The 26,108-nt window shown below is 65.0% G+C and carries 20 protein-coding genes; 8 read left to right on the top strand and 12 right to left on the bottom strand.

The window, feature by feature from the left end; genetic code table 11:
* Window positions 1-89 precede the first annotated feature (89 nt).
* On the bottom strand, window positions 90-2,867 hold the full coding sequence (locus HNP60_RS19085; RefSeq protein WP_260394980.1) for a [protein-PII] uridylyltransferase: 2,778 nt from the start codon (window positions 2,865-2,867) through the stop codon (window positions 90-92).
* A gap of 5 nt (window positions 2,868-2,872) precedes the next feature.
* On the bottom strand, window positions 2,873-5,536 hold the full coding sequence (gene mutS / locus HNP60_RS19080) for a DNA mismatch repair protein MutS (RefSeq protein ID WP_476712841.1): 2,664 nt from the start codon (window positions 5,534-5,536) through the stop codon (window positions 2,873-2,875).
* A 121-nt stretch (window positions 5,537-5,657) separates the two neighbouring features.
* On the opposite strand from mutS, the gene HNP60_RS19075 reads away from it, so the two are divergent.
* Window positions 5,658-7,931: an NADP-dependent malic enzyme gene (locus tag HNP60_RS19075; RefSeq protein WP_184156587.1), complete on the top strand. Its 2,274-nt coding sequence runs from the start codon at window positions 5,658-5,660 to the stop codon at window positions 7,929-7,931.
* Between the two features lie 42 nt (window positions 7,932-7,973).
* Here HNP60_RS19075 and HNP60_RS19070 read toward each other — a convergent pair whose 3' ends face one another.
* Window positions 7,974-8,738, bottom strand: a complete 765-nt coding sequence (locus HNP60_RS19070) for a hypothetical protein (protein WP_184156585.1) — start codon at window positions 8,736-8,738, stop codon at window positions 7,974-7,976.
* A 120-nt stretch (window positions 8,739-8,858) separates the two neighbouring features.
* Window positions 8,859-9,362: an outer membrane protein assembly factor BamE gene (locus HNP60_RS19065; protein ID WP_184052072.1), complete on the bottom strand. Its 504-nt coding sequence runs from the start codon at window positions 9,360-9,362 to the stop codon at window positions 8,859-8,861.
* Window positions 9,363-9,516: 154 nt separating this feature from the next.
* On the opposite strand from HNP60_RS19065, the gene HNP60_RS19060 reads away from it, so the two are divergent.
* Window positions 9,517-10,032: a ubiquinol-cytochrome C chaperone family protein gene (locus HNP60_RS19060; protein WP_014078126.1), complete on the top strand. Its 516-nt coding sequence runs from the start codon at window positions 9,517-9,519 to the stop codon at window positions 10,030-10,032.
* A gap of 3 nt (window positions 10,033-10,035) precedes the next feature.
* Window positions 10,036-10,584 carry a YceD family protein gene (locus tag HNP60_RS19055; RefSeq protein ID WP_184156584.1) on the top strand — a complete coding sequence of 183 codons (549 nt, stop codon included), beginning with the start codon at window positions 10,036-10,038 and terminating at the stop codon, window positions 10,582-10,584.
* A 72-nt stretch (window positions 10,585-10,656) separates the two neighbouring features.
* On the opposite strand, the gene HNP60_RS19050 is transcribed toward HNP60_RS19055, so the two are convergent.
* The 8 genes from HNP60_RS19050 to HNP60_RS19015 all read right to left on the bottom strand — a co-directional run bounded on the left by HNP60_RS19050 (window position 10,657) and on the right by HNP60_RS19015 (window position 19,814).
* Entirely contained in the window at window positions 10,657-12,138 is a 1,482-nt protein-coding gene (locus tag HNP60_RS19050; protein ID WP_184156583.1) for an aldehyde dehydrogenase family protein, read from the bottom strand.
* A complete protein-coding gene (locus HNP60_RS19045) occupies window positions 12,135-13,166 on the bottom strand; it encodes a LacI family DNA-binding transcriptional regulator (protein WP_184156582.1) in 1,032 nt (343 codons plus the stop codon). Before HNP60_RS19045 ends, HNP60_RS19050 begins: the two co-directional genes overlap by 4 nt.
* 54 nt (window positions 13,167-13,220) lie before the next feature.
* Entirely contained in the window at window positions 13,221-13,754 is a 534-nt protein-coding gene (locus tag HNP60_RS19040; RefSeq protein ID WP_184052082.1) for a hypothetical protein, read from the bottom strand.
* The gene (locus tag HNP60_RS19035) at window positions 13,751-14,140 is read right to left on the bottom strand and encodes a c-type cytochrome (protein ID WP_184156581.1); all 390 of its coding nucleotides are present in this window, start codon (window positions 14,138-14,140) and stop codon (window positions 13,751-13,753) included. Before HNP60_RS19035 ends, HNP60_RS19040 begins: the two co-directional genes overlap by 4 nt.
* Window positions 14,137-15,708, bottom strand: a complete 1,572-nt coding sequence (locus HNP60_RS19030; protein ID WP_184156580.1) for an FAD-binding oxidoreductase — start codon at window positions 15,706-15,708, stop codon at window positions 14,137-14,139. The genes HNP60_RS19035 and HNP60_RS19030 overlap by 4 nt, the downstream gene beginning before the upstream one ends.
* A gap of 113 nt (window positions 15,709-15,821) precedes the next feature.
* Window positions 15,822-16,619 (bottom strand): SDR family NAD(P)-dependent oxidoreductase, encoded by a 798-nt coding sequence (locus HNP60_RS19025; protein WP_184156579.1) that lies wholly within the window; start codon window positions 16,617-16,619, stop codon window positions 15,822-15,824.
* Window positions 16,620-16,657: 38 nt separating this feature from the next.
* Entirely contained in the window at window positions 16,658-17,389 is a 732-nt protein-coding gene (locus HNP60_RS19020; protein ID WP_184156577.1) for a nuclear transport factor 2 family protein, read from the bottom strand.
* A gap of 88 nt (window positions 17,390-17,477) precedes the next feature.
* A complete protein-coding gene (locus HNP60_RS19015) occupies window positions 17,478-19,814 on the bottom strand; it encodes a TonB-dependent receptor (protein ID WP_184156575.1) in 2,337 nt (778 codons plus the stop codon).
* A gap of 271 nt (window positions 19,815-20,085) precedes the next feature.
* On the opposite strand from HNP60_RS19015, the gene HNP60_RS19010 reads away from it, so the two are divergent.
* The 5 genes from HNP60_RS19010 to HNP60_RS18990 all read left to right on the top strand — a co-directional run bounded on the left by HNP60_RS19010 (window position 20,086) and on the right by HNP60_RS18990 (window position 25,943).
* The gene (locus HNP60_RS19010; RefSeq protein WP_184156573.1) at window positions 20,086-20,598 is read left to right on the top strand and encodes a nuclear transport factor 2 family protein; all 513 of its coding nucleotides are present in this window, start codon (window positions 20,086-20,088) and stop codon (window positions 20,596-20,598) included.
* Between the two features lie 55 nt (window positions 20,599-20,653).
* Window positions 20,654-22,006, top strand: coding sequence for a spinster family MFS transporter (locus HNP60_RS19005; RefSeq protein ID WP_184156571.1), 1,353 nt, complete (start codon window positions 20,654-20,656; stop codon window positions 22,004-22,006).
* A gap of 493 nt (window positions 22,007-22,499) precedes the next feature.
* Entirely contained in the window at window positions 22,500-23,708 is a 1,209-nt protein-coding gene (locus HNP60_RS19000; protein ID WP_260394978.1) for a hypothetical protein, read from the top strand.
* A 529-nt stretch (window positions 23,709-24,237) separates the two neighbouring features.
* Window positions 24,238-24,891, top strand: coding sequence for a DUF6088 family protein (locus HNP60_RS18995; protein WP_184156569.1), 654 nt, complete (start codon window positions 24,238-24,240; stop codon window positions 24,889-24,891).
* On the top strand, window positions 24,888-25,943 hold the full coding sequence (locus HNP60_RS18990) for a nucleotidyl transferase AbiEii/AbiGii toxin family protein (RefSeq protein ID WP_184156567.1): 1,056 nt from the start codon (window positions 24,888-24,890) through the stop codon (window positions 25,941-25,943). Before HNP60_RS18995 ends, HNP60_RS18990 begins: the two co-directional genes overlap by 4 nt.
* Window positions 25,944-26,108 lie beyond the last annotated feature (165 nt).

Below are 26,108 nucleotides of genomic sequence, written 5' to 3'. Positions count from 1 at the left end.
CAACGCCGCCCGTCGCCCGGCGCGCCGCTCTCTTCACAGACGCGGCGGGCCGGGACGGCTGGTTCCGCCGGACGCTTCAGTTTGCCGTGTCAGCCCGACATGGCGAAATTGTTCACGTCGAGCAATTCGCCGCACCGATTGTCGGCGGCATCGAGCAGGCGCCGCTCCAGCGTCGCCAGGCGCGACTTGCTCTCGAGTTTTCCGCCGAGGAGATCGGTGAGATAGAAAGTGTCCACTGCCCGCTCGCCGAACGTGGCGACATGAGCGCTGTGGACCATGGTCTTGGACTGGAACAGGGCGAAGGCAAGGCTCAGCAGCAGCGCCGGCCGGTCACGCGCCATCACCTCGACCACGGTGAAGCGGTTCGAGGCCTTGTTGTCGATGATGACCTGCGGCACGACCTCGAAAGCTTCCGCGCGCGTGCGGGGCAGGGGCCGCTGGTCGAGCTTGGTCAGCAGCTTCTGCCGATTGGCCAGCGCGTCCTCGATATAGGTCTTGATGCGCGCGAGCTGCTCGGGCGCATCGAAACGACGGCCAAGCGGATCCTGCACCAGGAAATTATCGAGCGCCGAACCGTCCTTCAGCGTGTGGATGCGGGCATCGATGATGTTGCCGCCCGCCAGATGGATGGCGCCGGCAATGCGATAGAAGAGGCCGGGATGGTCGGCCGCATAGACGGTGACCAGAGTCGCGCCACGTTCCGGATAGGGCTGCGCCTCGATCGAAAGACCGGTCTGCCCTGCGGACAGCAGGTGCCGCGCATTCTGCTCCAGAATGTGGTCAGGCTCGGCAATCCAGTATGACTGGGGAAAATGCTTCACCAGCTTGTCGAAGGCCTTGTCCCCGATGCCGAGGCGCTGGGAGAGCTTCTGTCGCTTTTCCTCGATCCGCTCCTGCCTGCCCCGCTGCTTGTGGCCGGGGCGGATGACTTCCTCGGCGGCATCATAGAGCTCGGTGAGGAGCTGGCGCTTCCAGCTGTTCCAGACACCCGGCCCGACGGCGCGGATATCCACGACGGTCAGCAGCAGCAGCAGACGCAGGCGCTCCGGGCTCTGCACGACTTCGGCGAAATCGAGGATCGTCTTGTAATCGGCCAGGTCGCGCTTGAAGGCCGTTGCCGACATCAGCAGATGATAGCGCACCAGCCAGGCGACGGTCTCGGTCTCGGCGGCGCTCAACCCCAGCCTCGGGCAAAGTTTCTCGGCGATCTCGGCGCCTTGCAGGCTGTGATCGCCGCCACGTCCCTTGGCGATGTCGTGGAGCAGAACGGCGACGTAAAGCACGCGCCGGGAATTGATCCTGGTGATGATCGCGCTGCCGAGCGGATGGTCTTCCCGCAGGTCCCCCTTCTCGATCCGCGAGAGGAGGCCGATCGCCCGGATCGTGTGCTCGTCGACCGTGTAGTGGTGATACATGTCGAACTGCATCTGCGCGACGACCCGGCCGAAGTCCGGCACGAAACGGCCGAACGTGCCCGCCTCGTTCATCCAGCGCAGCACTTTCTCGGGGTCGCGCGGCGATGTGAGGATGCCCATGAACAGGGCATTGGCTTCCGGATGGTTGCGTACCTTCCGGTCGATGAGGACGGCGTCACGATTGAGGGCGCGCATGGCGTTCGGATGGATCTGAAGGTCGTGCTTGTCGGCCAGCGCGAAGATCTCGATCATCCGCACCGGTCGCTCGCGGAAGAAGTCGTCATGCGGAATGGCGATCCGGCCGCGATCCAGCACGAAGCCGTCCAGCTTGCGCGGACGGCTGAAAATGGCCGGGATGTAGCGGCGGCCCTTGCGGGCCATGGTGTCATCCAGATGCGCGAGAAAGACGCCGGTAAGATCGCCGACCGTCTTCGCCATCAGGAAATAGAGATGCATGAAGCGCTCGACCGGGGGGCGTCCGCGCTTCTCGACGAAGCCCATCCGGTGCGCCACCTCGATCTGGAGATCGAAGGTCAGCCGGTCCTCGGCGCGGTTCGATATCTCGTGCATGTGGCACCGCACGGCCCACAGGAAATTCTCGGCGCGCTGGAACTGGGAGAGCTCCGCCCGCGTCAGCAGGCCGACATCCACCAGCTCGGCGACGGTGCGTACGCGGTTCACATATTTGCCGATCCAGAAGAGCGTGTGCAGGTCGCGCAGGCCGCCCTTGCCCTCCTTGACATTGGGTTCCACCACATAGCGGCTGTCACCCATCTGCTTGTGACGCGCGTCCCGCTCCGCCAGCTTCTCGGCCACGAAGCTGCGCGCCGTGCCTTGCATCACGTCGCTGTCGAAGCGCCGCACGCATTCGTCATAGACACCACGGTCGCCCCAGATGAAGCGTGCCTCCAGTAGCGCCGTGCGAATGGTGAGGTCGGACCTCGCCATGCGCATGGTCTCGTCGATCGAGCGGCTGGAATGACCGACCTTGAGGCCCAGGTCCCAGAGGGCATAGAGCATGGATTCGATCACCTGCTCCGTCCAGGACGTCGGCTTGTAGGGCGTGATGAAGCCGATATCGACGTCGCTGTATGGCGCCATCTCTCCGCGTCCGTAGCCGCCCACGGCGATAACGCTCAGGCGCTCGGCCGCCGTGGGATTGCTGACCGGATAAAGATGCGTGACCGTCGCGTCGAAAAGCAGGCGCACGATCTGGTCCATGAGGAAGGCCTGCGCCGTCACCGCGTCGCGACCGCGCGTGGGATTGCGTGCGAGCCTCGCCGACACTTCCCGGCGCCCCGCCGCCAGCGCCTCGCGCAGCGTGACCACGATCGCCTGTCGGCGCGCCAGAACGTCGCCGAGGCCGACCAGCTCGGCGTTCAGCGCATCGGCGACTTGCCGGCGATCGATGATGGTGCGCCGTCCGGGCAGCGATTCGGCAAGCTTGTTCATGACACTCATATAGGAGCGGCGTCCGATAATTGCTTGAGGGCATAGACGAGCTCGAGCGCTTCGCGGGGCGAAAGACTGTCGGCATCGGTCTGCGCCAGCCGCTCGCGCAGCGGATCGGGCGCCTTGTCGGGCTGCGGAGCCAGCGCGGCGGCGAACAGCGGCAGATCATCGAGGCCGGCCGCGATGCCGCCGGTCTGCGCCTTTCCGGCTTCCAGCCTGGCAAGCACGTCCTTCGCGCGGGCCAGCACCTGCGGCGGCAGTCCAGCGAGTCGGGCGACCGCGATGCCGTAGCTGCGATCGGCCGGCCCCTCGCTCACTTCGTGCAGCAGCACGAGATCGCCCTGCCACTCGCGCGCCCGCACATGGTGGAGCGACAGCGCTTCCAGCCGTTCGGCGAGGCGCGTCAGCTCATGATAGTGAGTCGCGAACAGGCAGCGGCACGCGTTCACGTCGTGGATCGCCTCCACCACTGCCCAGGCGATGGCCAGCCCGTCATAAGTCGAGGTGCCGCGCCCCACCTCGTCGAGAATGACGAAGCTGCGCTCGGTGGCCTGCGCGAGAATGGCGGCCGTCTCGATCATCTCCACCATGAAGGTGGACCGGCCCCGCGCCAGATTGTCCGACGCACCGACCCGGCTGAACAGCCGGTCGACAAGGCCAAGCCGAGCGGCGCGGGCCGGCACGAAGCTGCCCGCCTGCGCCAGGATGACGATCAGCGCGTTCTGGCGCAGGAAGGTGGACTTGCCGCCCATATTGGGCCCGGTGACCAGCCACAGCCGATCGCCCTCGTCCAGCCGGCAGTCATTCGCGACAAAGGCAGCGCCTTCGCGCCCGAGTGCGGCCTCGACCACGGGGTGGCGACCGCCGGATACATCGAGGCAACGATCCTCCACCAGGGCCGGGCGCGTCCATCCGCCCTCGACGCCGCGCTCCGCGAGGGCGGCCGCGACATCGATCCGAGCCAGCGCGTCCGCCGTCCGGGCGATCGCCTCGCGCCTGCGGACAGTGCGTGCGACCAGCTCCTCGAAATGCGCTGCCTCGGCGGCGAGGGCATGCGCGCCGGCCTGGGCGACCCGGCCCGCCTGTTCATGAAGATCCACCGAATTGAAGCGCACCACGCCGGCCAGGGTCTGGCGATGCGTGAAGCCGCTGTCCTGCGCCAGCAGGGCATCGGCATGGCGGGCAGGCACTTCGACATGATAGCCAAGCACACCATTGTGGCGGATCTTGAGCGCGGCGATCCCCGTCTCCTCACGGTAGCGGGCTTCCAGGCTAGCGATCGCGCGCCGGCCGTCCCCCGCCAGGCGGCGCAGTTCGTCGAGCGCGGCATCATAGCCCTCGGCGATATAGCCACCATTGGCAGCTTCCGTCGGCGGAGCGGCGACGATGGCGCGCTGTAATATGTCGATCAGTTCCCCGTGCCCGTCGAAATGCGGCAGCAGGTCGTCAAGCAGCGCGGGCCGCGAGGGCAGGCGCCCCAGCCTCTCGCGCAGGCGATGGGCGGCATCGAGGCCATCGCGCAATTGCCCCAGATCGCGCGGGCTGCCCCGGCCGATGGCTATGCGGCCGAGCGCCCGACCGACATCGGGCAAGGCCCGCAATCGGGCACGGACATCCTCGCGGAGCGGTCCATCGTCGTGGAACCACTGGACGAGGCTCAGCCGGGCCTCGATCGCTTCGCGGTTCATCAGGGGAGCGGAGAGATCGGCCGCCAGCAGCCGCGCGCCCGCGCCGGTCACCGTCCGGTCGACGGCCGCCAGCAGGCTGCCGGCCCGCTGACCGCTCTGCGTCTGCACGATCTCCAGGCTCTCGCGGGTGGCCGGATCGATCGCGAGATGTGCGCCCGAACCCAGCCGGACCGGGGCAGCGAGAAACGGCATGCGGCCCTTGCCGACATGCTCGAGATAAGCGAGCAGCCCGCCCAGCGCGGAAAGCTCCGCCCGCGAGAAGGCGCCGAAGCTCTCCAGTGTCGTGACGCCGAAATGCCGGCGGATATGCTCTTCGGCCCGCGCGCTGTCGAAACTCCGGCTCTCGAACGGCATGGCTGCGGGGATGCTTTCCGCCAGTCCGGGCCGCGCGATAACCTCGCTCGCGCCCAGGCGGGCCAGTTCAGCCTCGATGGCGTGCCCTTCGAGCGTCACCACCTCCAACCTGCCCGTGGATATATCGGCTGCGGCGACGGCCTTCGCGCCACCGCTCTCGCCCACCGCCGCCAGCAGATTGGCCCGGCGGCTGTCCAGCAACGCTTCCTCGGTGAGCGTGCCGGCCGTGACGAAGCGCACGATCGCGCGGCCGACCAGCGCCTTGGAGCCCCGCGCGCGGGCCTGTTCCGGCGTCTCGGTCTGCTCGGCAATGGCAACACGGTGCCCCGCCCTGATGAGGCGCGCCAGATAGCTGTCCGCGCTGTGCACGGGCACGCCGCACATCGGGATCGGCTCGCCGAGATGTTCGCCGCGCGTGGTCAGCGCGATGTCGAGGACTTGCGCGGCCACCTTGGCGTCATCGAAGAACAGCTCGAAGAAGTCGCCCATGCGATAGAAAAGCAGGTCCCCGCCCGCCTCCGCCTTCAGGGCCAGATACTGGGCCATCATGGGCGTGGGGGCGCTGGCTGCGCTTCGTGCGGCTTTGTCGGTCTTCGACCCGGGATTGGCATGATTGGTCACGCGCATTGCGTTAGCAGCGCATGCGGATGGCGAAAAGGCGCCTGCCGCGACGGAAATCATGTCCGCACCCCTTGTCGATCGGATCGGATTGTCGCTAGGGCAGACTTGATCGAAGGGCCCCACTCCCATGACAGATACGACCAGCGACAAGACGACCATCGAATTCTCGGAGCGCGAGGCGCTTCTCTTTCATTCGGCCGGGCGACCCGGGAAGATCGAGATCATCGCTTCCAAGCCCATGGCCACGCAGCGCGACCTCGCGCTGGCCTATTCGCCCGGCGTGGCGGTTCCCGTGCGGGAGATCGCCGAAAATCCGCAGACGGCCTATGATTACACCGCGCGGGGCAATCTCGTCGCGGTCATCTCGAACGGCACTGCGATCCTGGGCCTCGGCAATCTCGGAGCGCTGGCGTCGAAGCCGGTGATGGAAGGCAAGGCCGTCCTGTTCAAGCGCTTCGCGGACGTGGACGCCATCGACCTCGAGGTGGACACCGAAGACCCGCAGGCCTTCATCGACGCGGTGGCGCTGCTCGAGCCCAGCTTCGGCGGCATCAACCTCGAAGACATCAAGGCGCCTGAATGCTTCATGATCGAGGCGGCGCTCAAGGAGCGGATGAACATTCCGGTCATGCATGACGACCAGCACGGCACGGCCATCATCTGCGCCGCCGGGCTCATCAATGCCTGCCACCTGACCGGACGCGACATCAGCGAGGCCCGCGTCGTCGTGAATGGCGCGGGCGCTGCCGCCATCGCCTGCACCGAACTCATCAAGGCGCTGGGCGTGCCGCACGACAACGTCACCATGTGCGATCGCGAAGGCGTGATCTATCAGGGACGCACGCACGGCATGGACCAGTTCAAGTCCGCCCATGCAGTGCGCACGGAGGCGCGGACGCTGCATGATGCGCTCAAGGGCGCGGACATCTTCCTTGGGCTCTCCGCCAAGGATGCGCTCAGGCCCGAGTGGATCGGCGAGATGAACGCCCGGCCGATCATTTTCGCGATGGCCAATCCGGATCCGGAAATCCTGCCGCCCGTCGCCAAGGCGGCGCGGCCCGATGCCATCGTGGCGACGGGCCGGTCGGACTATCCGAACCAGGTCAACAACGTCCTCGGCTTCCCCTTCATCTTTCGTGGTGCGCTCGACGTGCGGGCCACCGCGATCAACGAAGCGATGAAGATCGCCGCAGCGCAGGCGATCGCTTCGCTCGCGCGCGAGCAGGTGCCGGAGGAAGTCGCGCTGGCCTATGGCAAGTCGCACAGCTTCGGCGCGGACTATATCATTCCCGCGCCCTTCGACCCCCGTCTGATGGAGGTGGTGCCGGCCGCCGTCGCGCAGGCCGCGATGGAATCGGGCGTGGCGCAGCAGCCGATCGAGGACATGGCCGCCTATCGGCAGACCCTGCGCGCGCGGCTCAATCCCACCACCTCGGTCCTGACGCTCGCTTATGAGGGCGCGCGGGCGGCGCCCAAGCGCGTCCTCTTCGCGGAAGCCGAGGAGGAAGTCGTCCTGCGCGCGGCGATCCAGTTCCGGGACGGCGGTTACGGCATTCCGGTGCTGGTCGGCCGTCAGGACGTTTATGAGAAGCTGAGGGAATTGGGCGTCCGCGACCCGGAAAGCTTCGAGCTCTACAACAGCGTGAATTCGCCGCTCGTGCCGAAAATGGTCGACGCGCTTTACGAGCGCCTCCAGCGGCGCGGCTATCTGCGGCGCGACTGCGAGCGGATGGTCAATCGCGATCGCAACATCTTCGGCGCGCTGCTGCTCAAGATGGGCGAGGCGGACGCGATGATCACCGGCGTCACCCGCACTTATGCCCAGACCATGCGCGAATTGCGCCGGGTCATCGATCCGGCGCCGGATCGCACCTGCTTCGGCATCCATGTCCTTGTCGGCCGTAGCCACACGGTGTTCATGGCCGACACCACCGTCAACGAGCGTCCCGGCGCCGCGGAGCTTGCCGATATCGCCATCGGCACCGCCGCCGTCGCGCGTCGGATGGGCCATGAGCCGCGCGTTGCCTTCCTTTCCTATTCCACCTTCGGAAATCCGCCGGGCAACTGGCTCGACAATATTCGCGAGGCAGTCGGCCTGCTCGACCAGCGCAATGTCGATTTCGAATATGAGGGGGAGATGGCACCGGACGTGGCGCTCAACACGCGCGTGATGCAGAGCTATCCCTTCAGTCGCCTGTCCGGGCCGGCCAATGTGCTGGTGATGCCGGGGCTCCAGTCGGCCAATCTTTCCGCCAAGCTGCTGCGGGAACTGGGCGGGGACTCCGTGATCGGCCCGATGCTCATCGGCATGGGCCAGCCGGTGCAGATCGCCGCCATGGCATCGACCGCGTCGGAACTGGTGACGCTCGCCGTGCTCGCTGCCGGCGGCATCGCACGCTGAACAGACTGCCGCGCCCGGCCGGCGATCCGGCCGCGCGTCAGCTCAGATGCAGCGCTCGAACCGCTGGGTCCGGCCCTGAAGCGATCCATCGCGCAGCAACACGGTGCCTTGCCGGCAGCGCTTGCTGTCCTTGAGCTCCGCGTCGCCGACGACGACGAGGCCATGATAGTTGCCGGCGACCCAGTTCTGCGCTTCCCCACTGGCCATGGCGGTCGAGAGCGCATGAGCCACGCTCGGGATGAGCAGATAATTGCCTGAGGCGACGATCGCTTCGTCGGGCGCGGATGCCGGACCAATGGCCGCTGCCTTGGGGGCAATGGCCTCGCCCTGCGCGATGGCCACGGATGCGCGCTTCGTGGGCGCCACGGCCGGGGCAGCCGCCTGCCGCTCGATGACGGCGGTCAGCCGGGTCGGTTCCGCCTTCGTGGGGATCACGACGGGCGTTTCGCCGGGGCTCGCCGGCGCTGCAGCATCCTCGCGATCGATGATCGCAGCCGAGACGGTTTCCCCGCCCATGATGGACGAGCCGCGCTTCGACCACATCCATCCGGCCAGCGCCAGCAGGAGGGCGGCACAGCTTATCGTTCCGACAAGGATCATGAGGCGCTGGGCGAAGTCCAGACGCGGCCCGGCCTGTTGTCGCGGCGTTTCGGCATCGATGGTTTCGCTTGCCCGGTCGAAGCCGACTTCAAGCGATCCCACCGCGAACCGCCAGCGGCTTCGCCTGGCGCTGTATCTGCCGACCGGCGCCTGCTCGGCAAAGAAATCCGGCCGCCCCAGGGGCTGCAGATCGCCGAAATGCTGCATCGCGGCTCTCCCTCAATTGCCCATCATGAAGTCAACAACGGGTCGATTGCAAGGAAAACCACATGCGCGGCGCCCTTCGAGCCGAAAGCGTCCCGGAAATCACCGGGACGATTGACGATGTCAGCCGCCGTTGGGGCCCGGGCCCGTCGGCGCGCCGCCGCCGCCCATGCCGCCCGCACCCACCGCGCCGATATTGCCGAAAATCTCGTCGAGGAGGCTCCGCTTCCGGCCCAGCGTAGGCGTCTTGGCGCCGACGGGGGACAGATTGGCGACCTGATCGAGCGTTGCGTTGCGATCGATCGTGGCGACGTTGCCCTGTCCATCGAACTGGACAGTGATGAGCAACTGCTCCGTCGGGCGCGGCGAACTGAAAGCGAGCGCCCGCGTATCGCGCGCGACATAATACCAGCGCTCCGGCCCGAACTGCGAGACGAAGGTGGGCCGGCCAAGCGCGCCTTCCACGGAGGCCTTGTTGTCCACGCCGGGCAACACGGAATCGACGATGAGCTGGTCGACGAGATAGCCCTGGTGCGCCCGGATCCGGGTGCAGCCGCCCGCGAGCAGCAGGATCGCCGCCACGCTCGCCACAAGGAGCGGTCGCTTCATCCCTCGCTGCATGTTCATCGTCCGCTCGTGTCCTTCTCGAAAATGCGCCCGGCGGGCCTCGCCGCCCATTGCATTGCCAGCCTCTGCAATCAATATGCAACTGTCCGATGGTGGAGACCCGCCATCATGATCCATCCTGAACTTTCCCTGGCTGCGCAAAGCTGAACCGCACATGAGTCTTTTGTCATCTCTTTTCGCTCGCAAGGATGATCGCGCGGCGCTGCGACCCCTTTATGCGATGATCGTCGCCACGGCCCGTGAACCGCACTGGTATGAGCGCGGCGGCGTGGCCGATTCGCTGGACGGCCGGTTCGACATGGTGGCGGCGGTGCTCTCGCTGGTGCTGCTTCGGCTCGAAGCGCTAGATGCGAAGGGTGAATCGGCCAGGCTGACGGAGCTTTTCATCGACGACATGGATGCCCAGATTCGCCAGATCGGCTTCGGGGATGTCGTCGTCGGCAAACAGGTGGGCCATATGGTGGGAGCACTTGGCGGCCGGCTGGCGGCCTATCGGGCGGGTCTGGCCGGCGAGGCGCCTCTGTCGGAGGCGCTGGTGAGAAATCTCTATCGCGGCAATGCGCCGGCGCCGGAAGCGCTTGCGTATCTTGAGGGAGAATTGCGGGCGCTTTTCGGGCGCTTGTCGGGGCAGGATCGCGACGCGCTTCTTTCCGGCCGGTTGCGGGGCTGAACCATGCCGGAGCGGCCGCCCGAATTTTCCCGCATCGTCCGCGTCAATGAAATAGGCGAGGGGACGCGCGAACATGTCATTAGCGCCACGGACCAGGAGCGCGCCGCGCTCGCGGGGCGCTTCGGGTTGCGGAGGCTCGATCGCCTGGAGGCATCCGCGCGGATTTCGCCGGAAGCGAACGGTTACCGCGTCGACGGGACCGTGACGGCGGATCTGGTGCAGGCCTGCGTCGCCACGGACGAAGATGTCCCGGCGCATCTGGACGCGCCGTTCGTCATCCGCTTCGTGCGGGACCTGGAGACAGCGGAGTCGGAGGAAGACGAGATCGAGCTGCGCGACGAGGATTGCGACCTGCTGCCGCTGGAGGACGAGAGAATCGACCTCGGCGAAGCAGCGGCGCAGACGCTGGCGCTCAATCTCGATCCCTATCCCCGGGCTGCGGGCGCCGACGAGGCGCTGCGGGCCCTCGGCGTGCTCCGCGAGGATGAGGCCGGCTCGCTTGCGGCGGCATTCAGGGACGTCCTGTCAGGGAAAGGCGGCGGGAAGCGCTGAGCCGGCCGCACAACTCGACAGCAATGCCGAACCCGACGCCGGGAGCACCGGAATCCCTCGGCCCTGCCGCCGTCACAGGCGAATGGATACGGACTTGAGCTCCATATGAGCCAGAATACCCTCTCGCCCGTTCTCGCGTCCCCAGCCCGATTGCTTGAAGCCCCCGAAAGGCAGGGCATGATCGATGCCGGCGCCGTTCACTCTTATGGTCCCGGCGTCGATCAGCCGGGCCAGCCTGTGTGCCCGGGAAATGTCGCGTGTCCAGATGTTCGCGGACAGGCCATAGCGCGTATCGTTCGCGCGTGCGGCGATCAGATCGAGATCATCTGCCTCGAACGGCATGACCGTCAGCACCGGGCCGAAGATTTCCTCGCGATACACGCTCATATGCGGCTCGACGCCCGCGAGTACGGTCGGGCGGACAAAATGCCCTGCCGGATCGGCCAGATCACCACCCGCCACCATCGTGCAGCCATCGGTCGCCGCCTGCGCGAGGAAGCCCTCGACGCGTTGCTTCTGCCCGCCCGACACAAGCGGACCGATTTGCGTGCCGTCCGCGGTCCCCGGACCCACACGCAGTGCCGCTGCGTGCGCCGCGACTGATTCCACCACGCGATCGAACACCTGGCGATGGGCGTACAGCCGGGAGCCCGCGACGCAGACCTGGCCGGAATTGAGAAAAATGCCGTTCGCCGCGCCCAGCGTCGCTGCATCGAGATCCGCGTCCGGGAAGATGAAGACCGGAGACTTGCCGCCCAGTTCGAGCGTGACGCGCTTGAGCGTCGGCAGGGCAGCGGCGGCAATGGCCTGCCCGGTCGCCGTCGAGCCGGTGAAACTGATCTTGGAGACGCGTGGATGGGCCGCCAGCGCGGCGCCTGCCTGCGAGCCCAGCCCCGTGACGATATTGATAACGCCGGCGGGGAATCCGGCCTCGAGAACGAGACTGCCGAGCCAGAGCGCGGAAAGCGATGTCAGCTCGGCCGGCTTCAGCACGATGGTGCAGCCCGCCGCGATCGCCGGGCCGATCTTGTTCGCAGCCATCGTCAGGGGAAGGTTCCAGGGGATGATCGCGCCAACCACGCCTACCGGCTCGTACACGGTGTAAGCGTGATGATCGGGCGCCGAGACGGTCGGCGTTTCGCCCGATATCTTGCCTGCCCAGCCGGCATTGTAGCGTAGTCCCGATATCGCCCCGCCGGCGCTGAACCGGGCGAGGGAGAGCGGCATCCCGTTATCGAGGCTCTCCAGGAAAGCGAGCGCCTCGCGGTCGCGCTCGATGAGATCGGCGAGCCTCCAGAGCAAGCGCGTCCGCTCGCCCGGCGGCATGCTGCGCCAGGCTGGCGCGCGCAGCGCACGCCCCGCAGCCTGGACGGCGTTGTCGATGTCGTCCGCGCCGCCCGCCGCGATGCTGCTGATCGTCCGCCCGGTGGCGGGGTCCTCCACGGAAAGCGTTTCGCCGCTCGCGGCAGGCTGCCAGGCGCCGTCGATCAGCAGGCCATGCGAGGCATCGAGGAAGCGCTGTATTTCGGGCGGCAGTTCCATGGCCCTGTTCATGTGCTCCGGCGCTCCACCAGCTTGAAACCAATGTCGATACGAGGCGCCTTCGAGCGGTCGCGCTGGCTTCTGGACAGGGCCTGGAGCATGAGGGCGGCGGCCTGCCGCCCCATTTCCGCGCCATCGATGCGGACCGAGGTCAGGGAGGGCTCCAGTTCCCGCGCGAAATCGAAATCGCCGAAGCCGACCACCGCTACGTCCTCCGGCACCCGCACGCCGCGCACCGAGGCTTCTATGAGGATGCCCTGCGCAAGCCAGTCGGAGGAGCAGACGATCACGTCCGGCCGCTCGCCGGCTTCCCAGATGCGGGCGAAGCTGCGCCGGCCTTCGCCGATCGTGCCCGGCAGGGTGTGGTCGATGCTCCTGGGTTCCGGGCGGCCGGCTTCCATCAGCACCCGTGAGATCCCGTAGCGCCGGATATGGCCACGGCTGCTGTCGGTCGAAAAGATCATCGGCCGCTGATAGCCCTTGCGGAGCAGGAAATTGCCCACCTCGATCCCGATGTCGTGATGGGAAATGCCCGCGACCATGTCGATGGGCGTGATGGGCGTCTCCCAGGTCTCCACGATCGGCAGATTGGATTCCACCAGCAAGGCGCGGACGTCAGGCGACATCGGCAGGCCGATGAGGATGAGCCCGCCGGGGCGTCGGCTGAGGATCTGGGTCACGATCTTCTCGCGCGTCGCGTTTCGCTCGTAGATGCCAAGCAGGGTCTGGTAGCCCCCATCATCGAGCGCGGCGACCGCTGCCCTTACCGTGGTATCGAACAGTTCGAGCGGCGTGGGCGGGGCCATGATGGCGATCAGCCGGCTGCGATTGGTGATGACCGTGCCGGTCGTGAGGGATGGAATATAACCCGTCTCGGCAATCGCGGCATGGACGCGGCCCAGCGTCTCCTTGGTGAGCAGGTCGGGCGTATTGAGTGCGCGCGACACTGTGGCGGTCGACACACGCGCGGCTCTGGCGACGTCGGCAAGGGTCGCTCCCGCCCGGCGGCGGACAGGTCCTTCGCTCGACATATTCGTCATTTAATTCGCCGCCCTCAAAATCAATATGCCCTCAGCTTGGGCGATCCACGTCGCTTAGGCAATGGCCCAGGACCACAAGGTCCCTTCGCGTCCAGCCGCTTCGGTTTGCCCGGCACGCACCTTCCCGGGCGTGCCTGAACCAGCCGTCATCAGGCTCCAGAGCGCCCGAGGCCATTGGTCGCCAGCGGCCTGAAGCACGTCGGCCTGGGCGGGTGAACCGACTGATAGCCGGTGCAACTGTTCACCCTGCGCAACATGATGCGACATGCGAAAGCTGAATGGCCGTCGGGCGGCAGCGGCAAGACCGCCCGCTACGATCATGTCGCCATAGCCCGTGAGGCCCCGCAGGCCGACGGGCGATGCATCGTGTAACGGCCCATACCAGAGGCTTACCAAGTCGCCCTCGCTGGCAAACACGCGCGCGCCGCCGAGGCGGGCAGCATCCGCGAAGGCAAGGGCGGCCTTGAAGCGGGGATCGATGATGACGGACATCGCCTGCGCCCTGCCGGTGGCCGCAAAGAGGGGGGCAGGGAAGGCAAGGCCAGCGGTTGCGAGGCTGCCGAGCTTGAGAAGGTCGCGCCGGATCATCGCCCATGTGCCTTGGTCTTGTCGGCGGTGGCGAGATAGGCCGCGAGCTTGTCGAGTTCATCGTCCGTCACTTCGACACGCGTGATGGGCGGCATGCTGAAGATGCCCTGTCGCGCCACGCCCTTCACATATTCGGCAGGAAGGTCGGTCCGTTCGGCAAGGAGCGCGCGGGCCTTGCCCCAGCGCCGTTCGAGCTGAATGCTGCCCGTGCCTCCGGGCAGGTGGCAATAGCCGCAATGCTTGAGGAACAGTCCCCGGCCATCCAGCCCGGCAGGCGCCGGGACCGTGGCAGGAGCAACCATGGCCTGATCCGGGGAAGCGAAGCTGTGCGCGGCGGCACCAGCGGCGATCAATGCCGCCACGATGGTCATGCCCAGAGCCTTCATGCCGGGTCTCCCGTGCCGATCGTCTTGTAGGGGGCCGGCCAGATGCCGTTCTTGCCCGGCGCGATGATGCCATTGGGATCGATGGCGTTCTTCACGCTCTCGTTGAAGCGGCCCAGCGCGCCGCCATTGAAATCGAAGCTTTTCGAGACCGGGTCCATGAAGTCGAGATGCGTGCGATATTCGCCGAAGCCGGCCGCCTTGGCATCGCCGATGAGAGTGTGGAACAGCTTGCCGGCGCGCGACACCATATCCGCATCGTCCCGATCGTAGAGCAGGATGTTCACATTGTTGATGTGGCGATGCCCCATGGTGAAGGAGGTGTAATAATCGAGGCCATGTTCCTCGAAACGCGCCTTCATCGCGCGGAACGTCTTGCGGGCGAGGGCGCCGTCGGGCGGCATGACGGGCGAGAAACCCATATGACCACCCCGGCCGCCCCACCAGTTGACGATCTGCAGGGCAGTGGCGCTGGGCGCCCGCGCCGCAGCCCGGTCGAGCGGCTCGCCCCGGTGCCATTCCTCGAACTCGATCGGCTTGCCCAGATGCGGCTCGAGTGCCTTGCGGATGAGCTGTTCCTTGGCGCGCACGATGCCTTCATGCCCGTAGATACCGAGCGAGAAACGCCACCAGCCGATGTCGTAATGCTTCATCATCTTGTCGGCGATGGCATCGGGAAGCGCGCCCTTGCCATCATACCATTCGCTGCGCTGGGACAGCACGGCCGCGTCGTGCAGATAGTTGCCGAACACGAAATTATGGTCGACGACATTGTTGAGGCGGAGCTGGTGCAGTTCATCGATCGCCCATCCGATGTCATCGGCCTGCGGCAACTCGATCTTGGCTCGCAGCGTCATTTCCGGCTCGGGCATCAGCCACAGGCCCATTTTCGTGACGACGCCAAAATTGGACTGGACGAAGGCCTGATCCCAGGAGGGGCCGAAGCCATGCTGATAGGCTTGCCAGGTCTTGCTGCCGGCCATCGCGCCCATGCCCGTGCGCAGCAGGTCGCCGGTCGGCGTCACGACTTCCATGCCGCAGATCTTGGCGGCGTGATCGCCATAGGGCGTGTAGCCCAGGCCCCGCTCCAGGGCATTGCCCATCACGCTGCCCCAGGCATTGCCCGGCAACGACATCCACAGGGGAATGTCGTTCTCACGCAGGAAATTGTAGAGATCGTAGAAGCCCACGCCCGGCTCGACGAGGCAATGGCCGAACTTCACGTCGACATCGAGGATGCGGTCCATCCGGCCAAGATCAAGCACGACCGTGCCCGGCATCGCCGGCGCGGCCCAGCCATAGCCCAGATTCTTGCCCCGCGCCGTCGGCCACAGCGGAACCTTGTGCTCGTTGGCGAGACGAACCAGCGCCTGCACTTCCTCCGCGCTGGCCGGCGCGACCGCTGCCGAGGCCGCATGGTTCAACCCGTCGCCAAGCGCATAGGGATCGACATAGCTGGCGCGGTCTTCCTCGCTCGAAAGGACCCATTGCGATCCGACGACGCTCGCAAAGGCTTTCAGGGCGCGGGAAAAACGGGGGGCATCTAGATTGGGCGGAAACAGCTCGGACATCACTCTCTCCCTGTTATGCCCCCTGCATATCGGCAGGCTGAGTGCGATGCAAGGCTTACATCATAAGCGGCAACTACCGGCCAGATAAATGTAAAAGATACATTATCGGGTTTCTACGCGGAGAGGGATGCAACAATCGCATCGAGATCATCGGGGATTTCCAGATAGCGACCGGACAGCGAATCATAGCGGCCGGAGACCAGATCGAGACAGCGCTGCGCGCAGCGCGCCAGCCCGGCTGCCGTCTCGGCGCCGTCGGACACGTCCTTGAGGCGAGCGACCATGCCGGGGAGCCACTTCTGCGCCTCGGGCGCGTTCATGGTGTCGCGGGCGAGCGAGGTGAAGACAAAGCCGGGGTCGATCGCGAAAATCTTCACGCTGGTATCCGCAAGCTCGGCCGCGGCTTCCTCCACGATCCGGTTCTGCGCGATCTTTCCCGTGCAATAGGCACTGAGATAGGGCGCCACCTTCCGCGCGGCGATCGCCGAGACAATGACGATCCGGCCCCGGTCGCGCTCGACCATGCCCGGCAGGAGGCGCCGCAGGAACAGCATGGGCGCGCGGATATGGACCTGCTGGGCCGCCCACCAGGCATCCATGTCCAGCTCCCAGATGGGGCCGATAGGGCCGGGCACGCCCGCGTTGTTGATGAGGATGCTCGGGGCGCCCAGTTCTGCTTCGGCCTGTGACACCGCCCGGTCGACATCCGCCGGATCGGTGACGTCCGCGCAAAGCGCAATGGCTTTCCCGCCCGCCTGTCGAATGCCGGCAACGGCTTCGTCAAGCTGTGCCCTGTTGCGCGCGATCAGCGCGACGGCCGCGCCTTCGCTCGCCAGTCGTTCCGCGATGGCGCGGCCGAAACCCCGCCCCGCGCCTGTCACGATCGCAATTTCGCCGGCAAGCGCTGGCATCGTCCGTCTCCTTGTCTATGCTCCGGCGGTAGGCGCGCTCAGCGCGGTCGCCGCCCGTCAGGCCGATCTCCCGACCAGGTCTCTCCGCTGACCGGATGCGGATAATGAAAGTCGACGATCGGGGTTTCCGGCCAGAAATTCGGCTCCCGGTCAGTGAGTTCGTCTGGCCCGCCCGGGTCGTCGGGAAACACTTTCTGGAAGAAATGGCCCGCATAAGGCTTGCTGTGCGCCCAGCCCGTTTCATAGTCGGCCTGCCAGAACATGTGATAATCGAGCACCGCGATCTTCCAGACGCCGTCTTCCTTCACATAGCTGTTCTCATAGACGCCGGCTTCCCACCATTGCAGCGGCAGGCGCGGATTGATCTTCTCTTTCGTCGCATGGCTGCCGCCCTGCATGAAGGCCCGGAAGCGGCCCCGGGCGCTTTGCCGATCCGGCGCGATGTCGACAATGTCCTGCAATTGCAGATGCTCGGCCAGCAGGCCGTAGACCGGTCCATTGTTTCCATCGGTGAAATTGTTGCGCAGGCGATCGCAGTAGAGGCGCTTCAGCCCGGCCTTGCCGCGGAAGATGCCGCCCATGAAGTGCAACTGCCCGTCCTGCGCGAACAGATCCACGACCTCGTCATAGAGGCCCTTGTCCATATAGTAGCCATATTTGAACTGGAGCGTCCGTACGGCCTGGATGTCTTCCATCACGCCGAGCCGGTGTTGCAGCCGGGCGACTTCCTCGGCCAGTTCGGCCAGCGAGAGTTCCTCTGCCAATTCCATGCCTCCCTCACCTTGGCAGCGCAACGGCTGTCATGGCCCCAAGAAACGGCCGAGGGGATTGCCCGATGGTATCCCCTCGACGCGAAGATCAGAAGCGGCGGCCGACAGTCACCGCCCATTCGCGCGGCCTGCTGGGCTGGCCGGTGAAGATGTAGGTGCCCGACTGGATGAACCGGTTCACATAATAGAACTGGTCGAAGAGGTTGGTCACCGAGAGCGCGGCATACCATTCCTCGTCCGGCGCATTGTAAGTCAGGCGGGCATTGGCAAGCGCATAGCCATCTTCCGCTGCGCGCGGATTGTTGGTCCACTCGTTGAACAGCCGGGACTGGTAATAGACGTCGAAGCGCGGCGTCAGGCTTCCACCATTGCCCAGTTCGGCGCGATACTGGATGCCGGCATTATACTTCCATTCCGGGACGCCCGGCGCCTTGCTGTCCAGCGTCGGTCCGCCCGATACGCCGGCCGCCGCCCCCAGATCCTTGATCTTGAAGTCGGTATAGCTGGCCGACATGTCGATCTGGAGCCCGCGGGCCGGGCGGATTTCCATCTCGGCTTCCACGCCGTTGATGCGGGCACTGCCGGCATTGGCGATGACGATGCTCGGCGCGCCATTATTGTCGAAGCCGTTCGCGCTCAGCTGCAGGTTCGAATAATCGCTGTGATAAGCCGCCAGGTTGAGCCGCACCAGCCGGTCGAACAGGTCGCTCTTGAGGCCGATTTCATAGGCGTTCAGTGTTTCTGGACCGAACGGCACGGCGGCTGCCGGCGTGAAGGGGCGCGGATTGATGCCGCCGCCCTTGAAGCCGGTCGAGAACTGGCCATAGACCATCACCCGGTCGGTAAGCTGGTAATCGAGGCCGATCTTGTAATCCACCCGATCCATCTCGGCTTCGGGCGACGTGAAGGCGCCGCCGGCGAAGAAGGGCGTGCCCGCCGGAACGTTCACCCGGTCGAAGCGATAGGACTTGGATTCCTTGGTGTAGCGCAGGCCGGCGGTGAGCGAGAACTGCTCGGTCAGGTGCAGCGTGCCATGCGCGAAGGCGGAGCGGTTCTTCGCATGGGTGCTGTCGTTCTGATCGAACCCGATGTTCGAGGCGGCCAGATAGGCGCCGCCGCCCAGCGTGCTGTCGCCCTCGAAGTAGAATACGCCGGCGGCCCAGTCGAGCATGTCATTGAAGGACGTGCCCACCACTCGGAATTCCTGTGTAAACTGCTCGAAGCCGGCGATATTGTCGGTCAGGGCGACAGGCAGCGGCGCGTTGTTGGCGTTCTGCGTGAAGCGGCCATTGAACTTCTGATAAGCGGTAATCGACTTGAACTGGACATTCTCCGTGATGTTCCAGGCGATGTCGCCGGAATAGCTCTCGGAATGCACCGTGTTCACGGCCGGCACCTCGCGCCCCAGGAACTTGCTGTCATAGGACGCGAAGGACACATAGGGATCGACGATGAAGCGCCCGTCATAGGGAATGCCATAAGCGGGAATCAGCCGATTATTGTTGTGATTCACCAGCGCGGTCGCAGCGGTATTGATGTAGATGAGCGAGTCCGCCGCGCCTTCCGAATTGTCGCGGATGATCTCGGCGGCCAGATTGACCTCGATGTCCGATGATGGCGTCCAGCGCAGGGCCGCCCGGCCCGCGCGAACACTCTCGCCGCCCAGCGTGCCGAGCTTGCAGCTGTTGCCATGCTGCGAGACCGTGGGGGTGAGATTGCCCGCGAGCTGCGGATAGGCGCAGGCGAAGTCGACCCGGTCGACATAACCATCGCGTTCCTTGGATGCGAAGGAGAGGCGCAGCGCCAGTTGCTCCGCAACCAGCGGGATGTTCACCATGCCGCGCAGATCGATCCGGTCATAGCTGCCATAAGTGCCCTCGATGGACGCCTCGAAGCGATCCCGGGGCTTCTGCGAAATCAGGCGGACGGCGCCGCCGATCGAGTTCTTTCCGAACAATGTGCCCTGCGGTCCGCGAAGGATCTCGATCCGTTCGAGGTCGAGCAGGTCGAAGGACGTGCCGAACAGCGACGCATGGTAGACGTCATCCACATAGAAGCCCACGGCCGGCTCGAGCGCGAAGTTGAAATCGGTCTGGCCGATGCCGCGAATATAGGCCTGGGTGGACTTGCCGTAGCCCGAACTGGCGAGGCGCAAGGTGACGCTCGGCGCGGCCCTGCCCACGTCCGCGATGTTGTTGAAGCTGCGATCGGCAAGCTGCTCGCCGGTTAGCGCGGTGATTGCCAGCGGCGTGTCCTGCAGGTTGGTGGACCGGAACTGTGCCGTCACGATGATGTCGGCATTGCGGTCGTCCTGCGGCGCTGGCGTTTCAGCCTGCTGGCCATGCGCTGCCGTGGCGAGCATGCTCAGCACGAGCAAAGAGGCACCCCGGATGGCGCGGCGTTTCGGATAAGACCGACAGATCATTTTCTCTCCTCTCCTATGATGTGCCCGCCCTGTCCAAGGCAGGGCGCCCGGAGAGTTGACCTCGCCGGATTTATGTATCCGATACATCAATGCTGCGAGAATGCGCAAGCGATAATGCAAACTTTACATACATCGCGTGTTCTGCTTCAACGTTGCCCATGCAGGGTCCACGCGACGGAAGCGGAGGGCTCGGCGAGGATATCGGAGGAGAGGACGTGTTGAGCGCGATGAAAACGACGCGGATATTGGCTGGCGACGCGGGAAGCGCGCTATGATCGAGGATTTCGACGACATCGCCGTGCGCGACCGGCTTATGATCGCCGATCGCATGGCCCGCTATTCCTGGGCGATCGACTCGGGCGATCTGGCGGCTTATCTCGATTGCTTCACCGAAGACGGCATCCTGCGTCACCCCTTGCGGGACGGCAGCCCGGGCGTCTTCGAAGGCCATGAAGGCATCAAGTCCTTCATCGGCGGCAGCATGGGCCAGCGGGCCACGCAGACCTATGGCCACCAGCACCAGTTCAATGCCACCTGCCTCAGCCGTGAGGGAGAAGACATCCGGGTGGCGGCCTACTGCATGATTTTCCGCCATGAATTCCACCGGCAATACTGGCCGCGCGGCGCATCCTGGCGCATGGGCACATGGCATGCGCTGTTCCGGTCCGCCGGGAAGAGCTGGCGAATCGCCGATCTGGACGTCCGCATGTGGACGGACACGGCGCTGGGTGCCGGGACGGCGCTTGTCGATCGCGGACCGGGAATGCCCGGCACGAAGGACTGAAACAGACCATCGCTCAATCAGGGGCGCACAGAATTGTCCGGGAGGGGGAGAGTCGATGAAGGTTGATGAAACAGCTGGGGCCGAGCCGGAGCCTTACCCCTACTGGATGATGTTCATCCTGCTGCTGGTCGCATTGTCCTGCTTCATCGATCGCGTGATCGTGGCCGCGCTCGGGCCGGCCATCAAGGCCGATCTGGGCATCAGCGATGCGCAGTTCGGGCTGCTCACCGGGCTTGCCTTTGCGTTGCTTTACACGACGGCCGGGATCCCGGTGGCCCGGCTGGCGGATCGGCGCAAGCGTGTCCCGCTGCTCGCCATCGCGACCACCATCTGGTCGCTGACGACCATGCTGAGCGCCTATGCCGCCAATTACTGGCAGCTGCTGCTGCTCCGGCTCGGCGTCGGCATCGGCGAGTCGGCGGCCAGCCCCTGCACCGTCTCGATGGTGTCGGATCGCTTCCCGCGCAACAAAAGGGCCACGGCCCTCGCCGTGGTGGCGCTCGGCGCCTCCTTCGGCTCGCTCATCGGCGGCTTTGGCGGGGGGTGGCTTGGAGAGACATTCGGCTGGCGAAACACCTTCCTCATCGTGGGCGCGCCCGGTATGCTGCTCGCCCTGCTCATCCTGACGGTCAAGGAACCGGTCCGCGGCCGGTTCGATGATCCCGCCAGCATGGCGCGTGAAGCGCCCCGCTTCATGGCGATGCTGCGCATCCTGCGGGCCAAGCGCACATTCCTGCATCTGGGCATGGCCTGCGGCCTCACCAGCTTCGTGAATTTCGGCATCCTGCTGTTCCTGCCGATGTATTTTGGCCGGGCCTATGAGATGAGCATGACGCAGGCCGGCCTTCTCTTCGGGATCGTCACGGCCGTCTCCAACGGGACCGGCACGCTCCTCGGCGGCATGGGTGCGGATTGGGCGGGCAAGCGGGACGAGCGCTGGTATGCCTGGCTGCCGGCCATCTGCCTTGCATGCGCCGCGCCGCTCTACATGATCGGCCTCTCCATGCCCAACTGGCAGACCGCCATGCCGCTCGTCGTCATTGGCGCGACACTGGCCTTCACATTCTACGCACCCACCTTCGGCGCGGTGCAGAACATGGTCGAGCCGCGCATGCGCGGCACGGCGTCCGCCATCATCATCTTCTTCCAGAACCTCGTCGGCATGGGCATCGGCCCGCTCTTCGTCGGCTTCCTCAGCGATACGTTCGCGGCACGGATGTTCGCGGGCGATTACGCCGCGCAATGCCACGGCAGCACGGCCCAGACCGCGGCCCAGACCGCAGCGGACTGCGCGGCGGCCGGCACGCTCGGCATCCGCTACGCCATGGTGATCTGCGCCTGCTTCGCCTTCTGGGCGGCCTTCCACTACTGGAAAGCATCGCGCACGCTCAAGGACGACATGATCTAGGGGCGAATGGCGATCAGCCCGGGGCCAAGTCCCAGCACCCCCCCCCTTTCTTCCAGGGGGAGGGCTCGCACTGCGATAGCGGAGCGCTCCTGACGCCCGTCCGGGTCGCTGGCCGCACTCCGCCCTATGTCGCTCGAACAGCTTTCCGATCACCCTGGATATCGAAGACGGGCAGGTCGGATATGTCTCTCATCCTATTGCTGTTCATCAGCGGCGCCGCGCTGAAACCCCGCTGGTAGAAGCACGGCGCTGCCGGAATCTGTGAGGGCACGAGGCGAAGGAAGCGACGTGCGCGGATGTTCCGATGCGGCCGAGCTACCCGGCGGCATGTCACGCGTAGCTGCCGGTCCTGTAAGCCTGCGGAGACGTGGCCTGAAAGCAAACGATCCGCTTGCTGCATCAGAAGCGCGGAGATACCCGTTCAGACCGCCCTGCAATAGTCGCTCATGCGTATTTGCGTTGTGCGCCAGCCTCTCAGCTCGGAGTCACATTCTTGCGTTTTCTGATTGCCTGTTTCTTTTCACTGACAGCCCTGCTTCCCCTGCAGATGGCGCGTTCCGCACCGTCTGATGCGCCGCGCACGCGCGTGATCGTGCTGGGAGTGGATCATGGGACCCAACTTCTCTCCGAACGCGATCAGCCCGGCATGTTGGCGGCCTATCTGAAACAGGTGCAACCCGATGCCATCTGCATCGAGCGCCCGCCCGAACAGGCTGCGCGCGGCGATTATTACGAATATACCTATGAGGTGCAGGGGATCATCTTACCCTATGCCAAGGCATCGCGGACCACCCTCTGCCCGATCGACTGGATGCCGCCGGTCGAGGACGCGAAACTGGGCTTCGGCCTGGACCTCGACACACCGCTGGAAATACGCCGTCCCAGCGGCTTTCAGGGTTTCCTGACCTTCCCGGATCGCGCAAGCTTGACCCGTGACTTCTTCGCTGCCGACGATCCGCAGAATCTGGCGGCCGTCGTACACTGGGCTGCGACCCCTGCGCCCCGCGCGGACCTGGATCTGCCGCGCCGCCTCTATCTCTACCGGACTTTCCTCCAGGCAAGGCGCATCCACGCAGCGGCCATCGCCCATCCAGGCAAGACCGTGCTGGTCGTCGTGGGTTATTTTCACAAGCCAGATCTGGAGGACATCCTCTCACATGATCCGGCGATCGAACTGGTGAAGGCCTCCGCCTACGCCAGACCCGACGATGACGCTGTCGAGGCAGCGACCACCACGGAGCATCTGGCGGCAATCCTGTCGTTCAACCTCCTTGGCGCCCAAGCCGAAACCGGCATCGTCAACTGGCGGTGGGTGGGAAATGTGCTGGACCGGTTCCAGGCGCGGCAGCAAGGCCCCGAGGCGAACCTCCTGCGTATCCGTTATGAGTTACTGACAGGTCGGATCACGCCTGCGCAAGCCTCACGGCAATTCCGTCTTCTCGCGGCGGGCACGGCGGACGATGTCAGATTTAGCTGGACGGGCGTGCAGGATGCCTTGCGCATAGACTCCTTCTTCGATCCGTTCGGCAATCTTTCCGTGCGGCAGCGCGCGTTGATTGAACTGGCGCGCTGCCTGTTCGCAACGGGCCATGCGCGTGAAGCGGATGCGACCATTGGGCAGGTGAAGCGCACTTTGTCTCCCAGACAAGCGCTACAACTGACCGGATATGCCGAGAGACTTCGGCCTGACAAGGCGCCCTAGTCGACGGCAATGGTGCCAGACGGTCCGCGGACCTTCGCCAAGGCTGCCCGCAGCGCTTTCGTGCTGATTGTCCATTCCGGACTGAAGTGGCGGAGCGGGAGGGATCATGCAGCCCTATTAACGCATTGATAACAAAAGGGAAAAAAATTGACCGGTCGCCAGTCCCACATTTAGTCCCACATGCGAGCGCTAAGTCATCGCCGGACGATTTCGTAGCCTGTCGCCATCGACCGTCTTTGCGGGCAGGGTGCTGGGGTATATATGCAGAGGCAAGTCTGAGCAGGTGCCCAGAAGAGCTTGATCGCTGGGCGGCTAAGCGGTTGATTTCCCAGTCAAATCATAGACTTGCGAACTCGCCAAGAGCATTGATATCACGATCTGGATTCGTGGAAAAGGCTGGACGTGAATGGACGGGGGGTTCGAGTCCTTCTCGGCAGCGGCTGGCTGGGCTTGTGTCCGAAATACGCCTACAAATTCCGGACGGATTGCGATTGCGCTTTGTCCGAAAAACATATACAAATTTCGGACAATGAATGAGACCGCTGATCTGAAGACCCGCATCCTGCAGCGGATCAGTGCCGGTGCACCACGCAGCGTATGGACGGCGGCGGACTTTCTCGACCTCGCTACGCGCGATGCCATTGACAAGGCCCTCCAGCGTCTGGTCGCCACCGGCACGCTCCGGAGGGTCGACCGAGGCCTATATGATAGGCCGGATTTCAACAGCCTCACCAAGGCGCCGAATCCTGCCGATCCTCGCCAAGTGGTCGAGGCGATCGCCCGTCGCGATCAAATTCGCGTCCTGGTCGACGGCATGACTGCCGCCAACGATCTTGGTCTCACCAACGCGGTCCCCGCCAAGATTGTCGTCCACACTGATTCCCGACTGAAGCCCGTCCATCTCGGCAATCTCGAAATCAGCTTCCGGCCCACGGCCGCCAGCAAACTCTTCTGGGCCGGTCGCCCGGCCATGCGGATCGTCCAGGCACTCCACTGGTTGCGCGACACTGCGGCCGACGCCGACGAGGACCGCTCTATCCGCCATCGGCTCCAGCAGCTTCTCTGGCGCGAGCCGGATGGCGCGCGGCTACGCAAGGATCTACACGACGGCATGTCGGCATTGCCGGCCTGGATGCAGGACTATCTGAGAACGATCCTCACCGCCGAGCCCAAAGCCGCATGAACCCAAATTATGATGCAATCCTGTCCGCGGATCAGGATACCCGCGCGGGTCTCTTTACCGCGACCGCGCAGCGCCTCGGCACAACGCCGCAGAACGCCGAGAAGGACTTCTGGGTCTGCTGGACGCTCGATGCGCTCTTCAACGGACTTCCCGAAGGCCCGAGGCTGCTGTTCAAGGGCGGCACGTCGCTGTCAAAGGGATTTGGCCTCATCCGCCGCTTCTCCGAGGACATCGACGTCACGGTCTTCCGCGACGATCTCGGCGAAGCTGCCAGCGTCGATGAGCTGCAGGCGCTGAGCCGCAAAAAGCGCGATGCCGCGCTCGATGCGATCAAGACGGCCTGCGAAGCCTATATCAACGGGCCGCTTCTGGAGCAGCTGTCCTCGATCGCCGCAGCGACCGCCGAGCGGATGGCACTGCCCGCGGACTGGCTCCGTATCACACCGCATGATGGCGACAGCCAGACGCTGCTGGTCCTCTATCCGGCCGCGACACCTGCCGACGGCTATATCGACAAGGCAGTGAAGATTGAGTCCGGTGCCAAATCCGCGCTCGATCCAAACGCGGTCCATTCCATCCGTCCCTATGTCCACGACGATGCCCCCGACCTCGACCTGACCGTGCCGAACGTCACCATCGTCGATGCCGAGCGAACCTTCTGGGACAAGGTCGTAATTCTGCACGGGCTGCGCCGCTGGTTCGATATCCGCGGCGAACTGCGCGGCGGCGGCCACCGCGTGTCGCGCCATTATTACGACATCCACATGCTCATGGCATCGGACGTAGGCCAGAAGGCGCTGGCAAACCCCGCGCTCGGCGCCGATTGCGTCGCGCACGCTCGCATGTTCTTCAATCGGCCGGACTTCGACCTAGCATCTGCGGTAGCCCCGAGCTTCACGTTGTGCCCCGAAGGAGCGATGTATGACGACCTGCGCCGCGACTATGCGGCGATGAGCACCATGATCTTCGGCGTCGCACCCGATTTTGACGCCGTGATCGAAAGTATCGCAGCGCTGCAATCGAAGCTGAATGAGGCGTCCCCGCAAGACTGAAGGCGTCACTGGAAGGCATGGCAAGAACCAGCAACATCCTCTCCAAGGCGGCCTTCATAGTTCCAACTCGGCGTCCCAAGCGGACTTCGGCATATGGGTGCTGAGCGTAACACCATGTGACCAATCCTCGGAGAGATTCCGATTCTGTCGGAGGATTTGTCACAT

Source organism: Sphingobium lignivorans, assembly GCF_014203955.1.
GTDB classification, from domain to species: Bacteria; Pseudomonadota; Alphaproteobacteria; order Sphingomonadales; family Sphingomonadaceae; genus Sphingobium; species Sphingobium lignivorans.
Note: the sequence above shows the minus strand (reverse complement) of the source record. Positions and strands in the feature narration are given on the sequence as shown.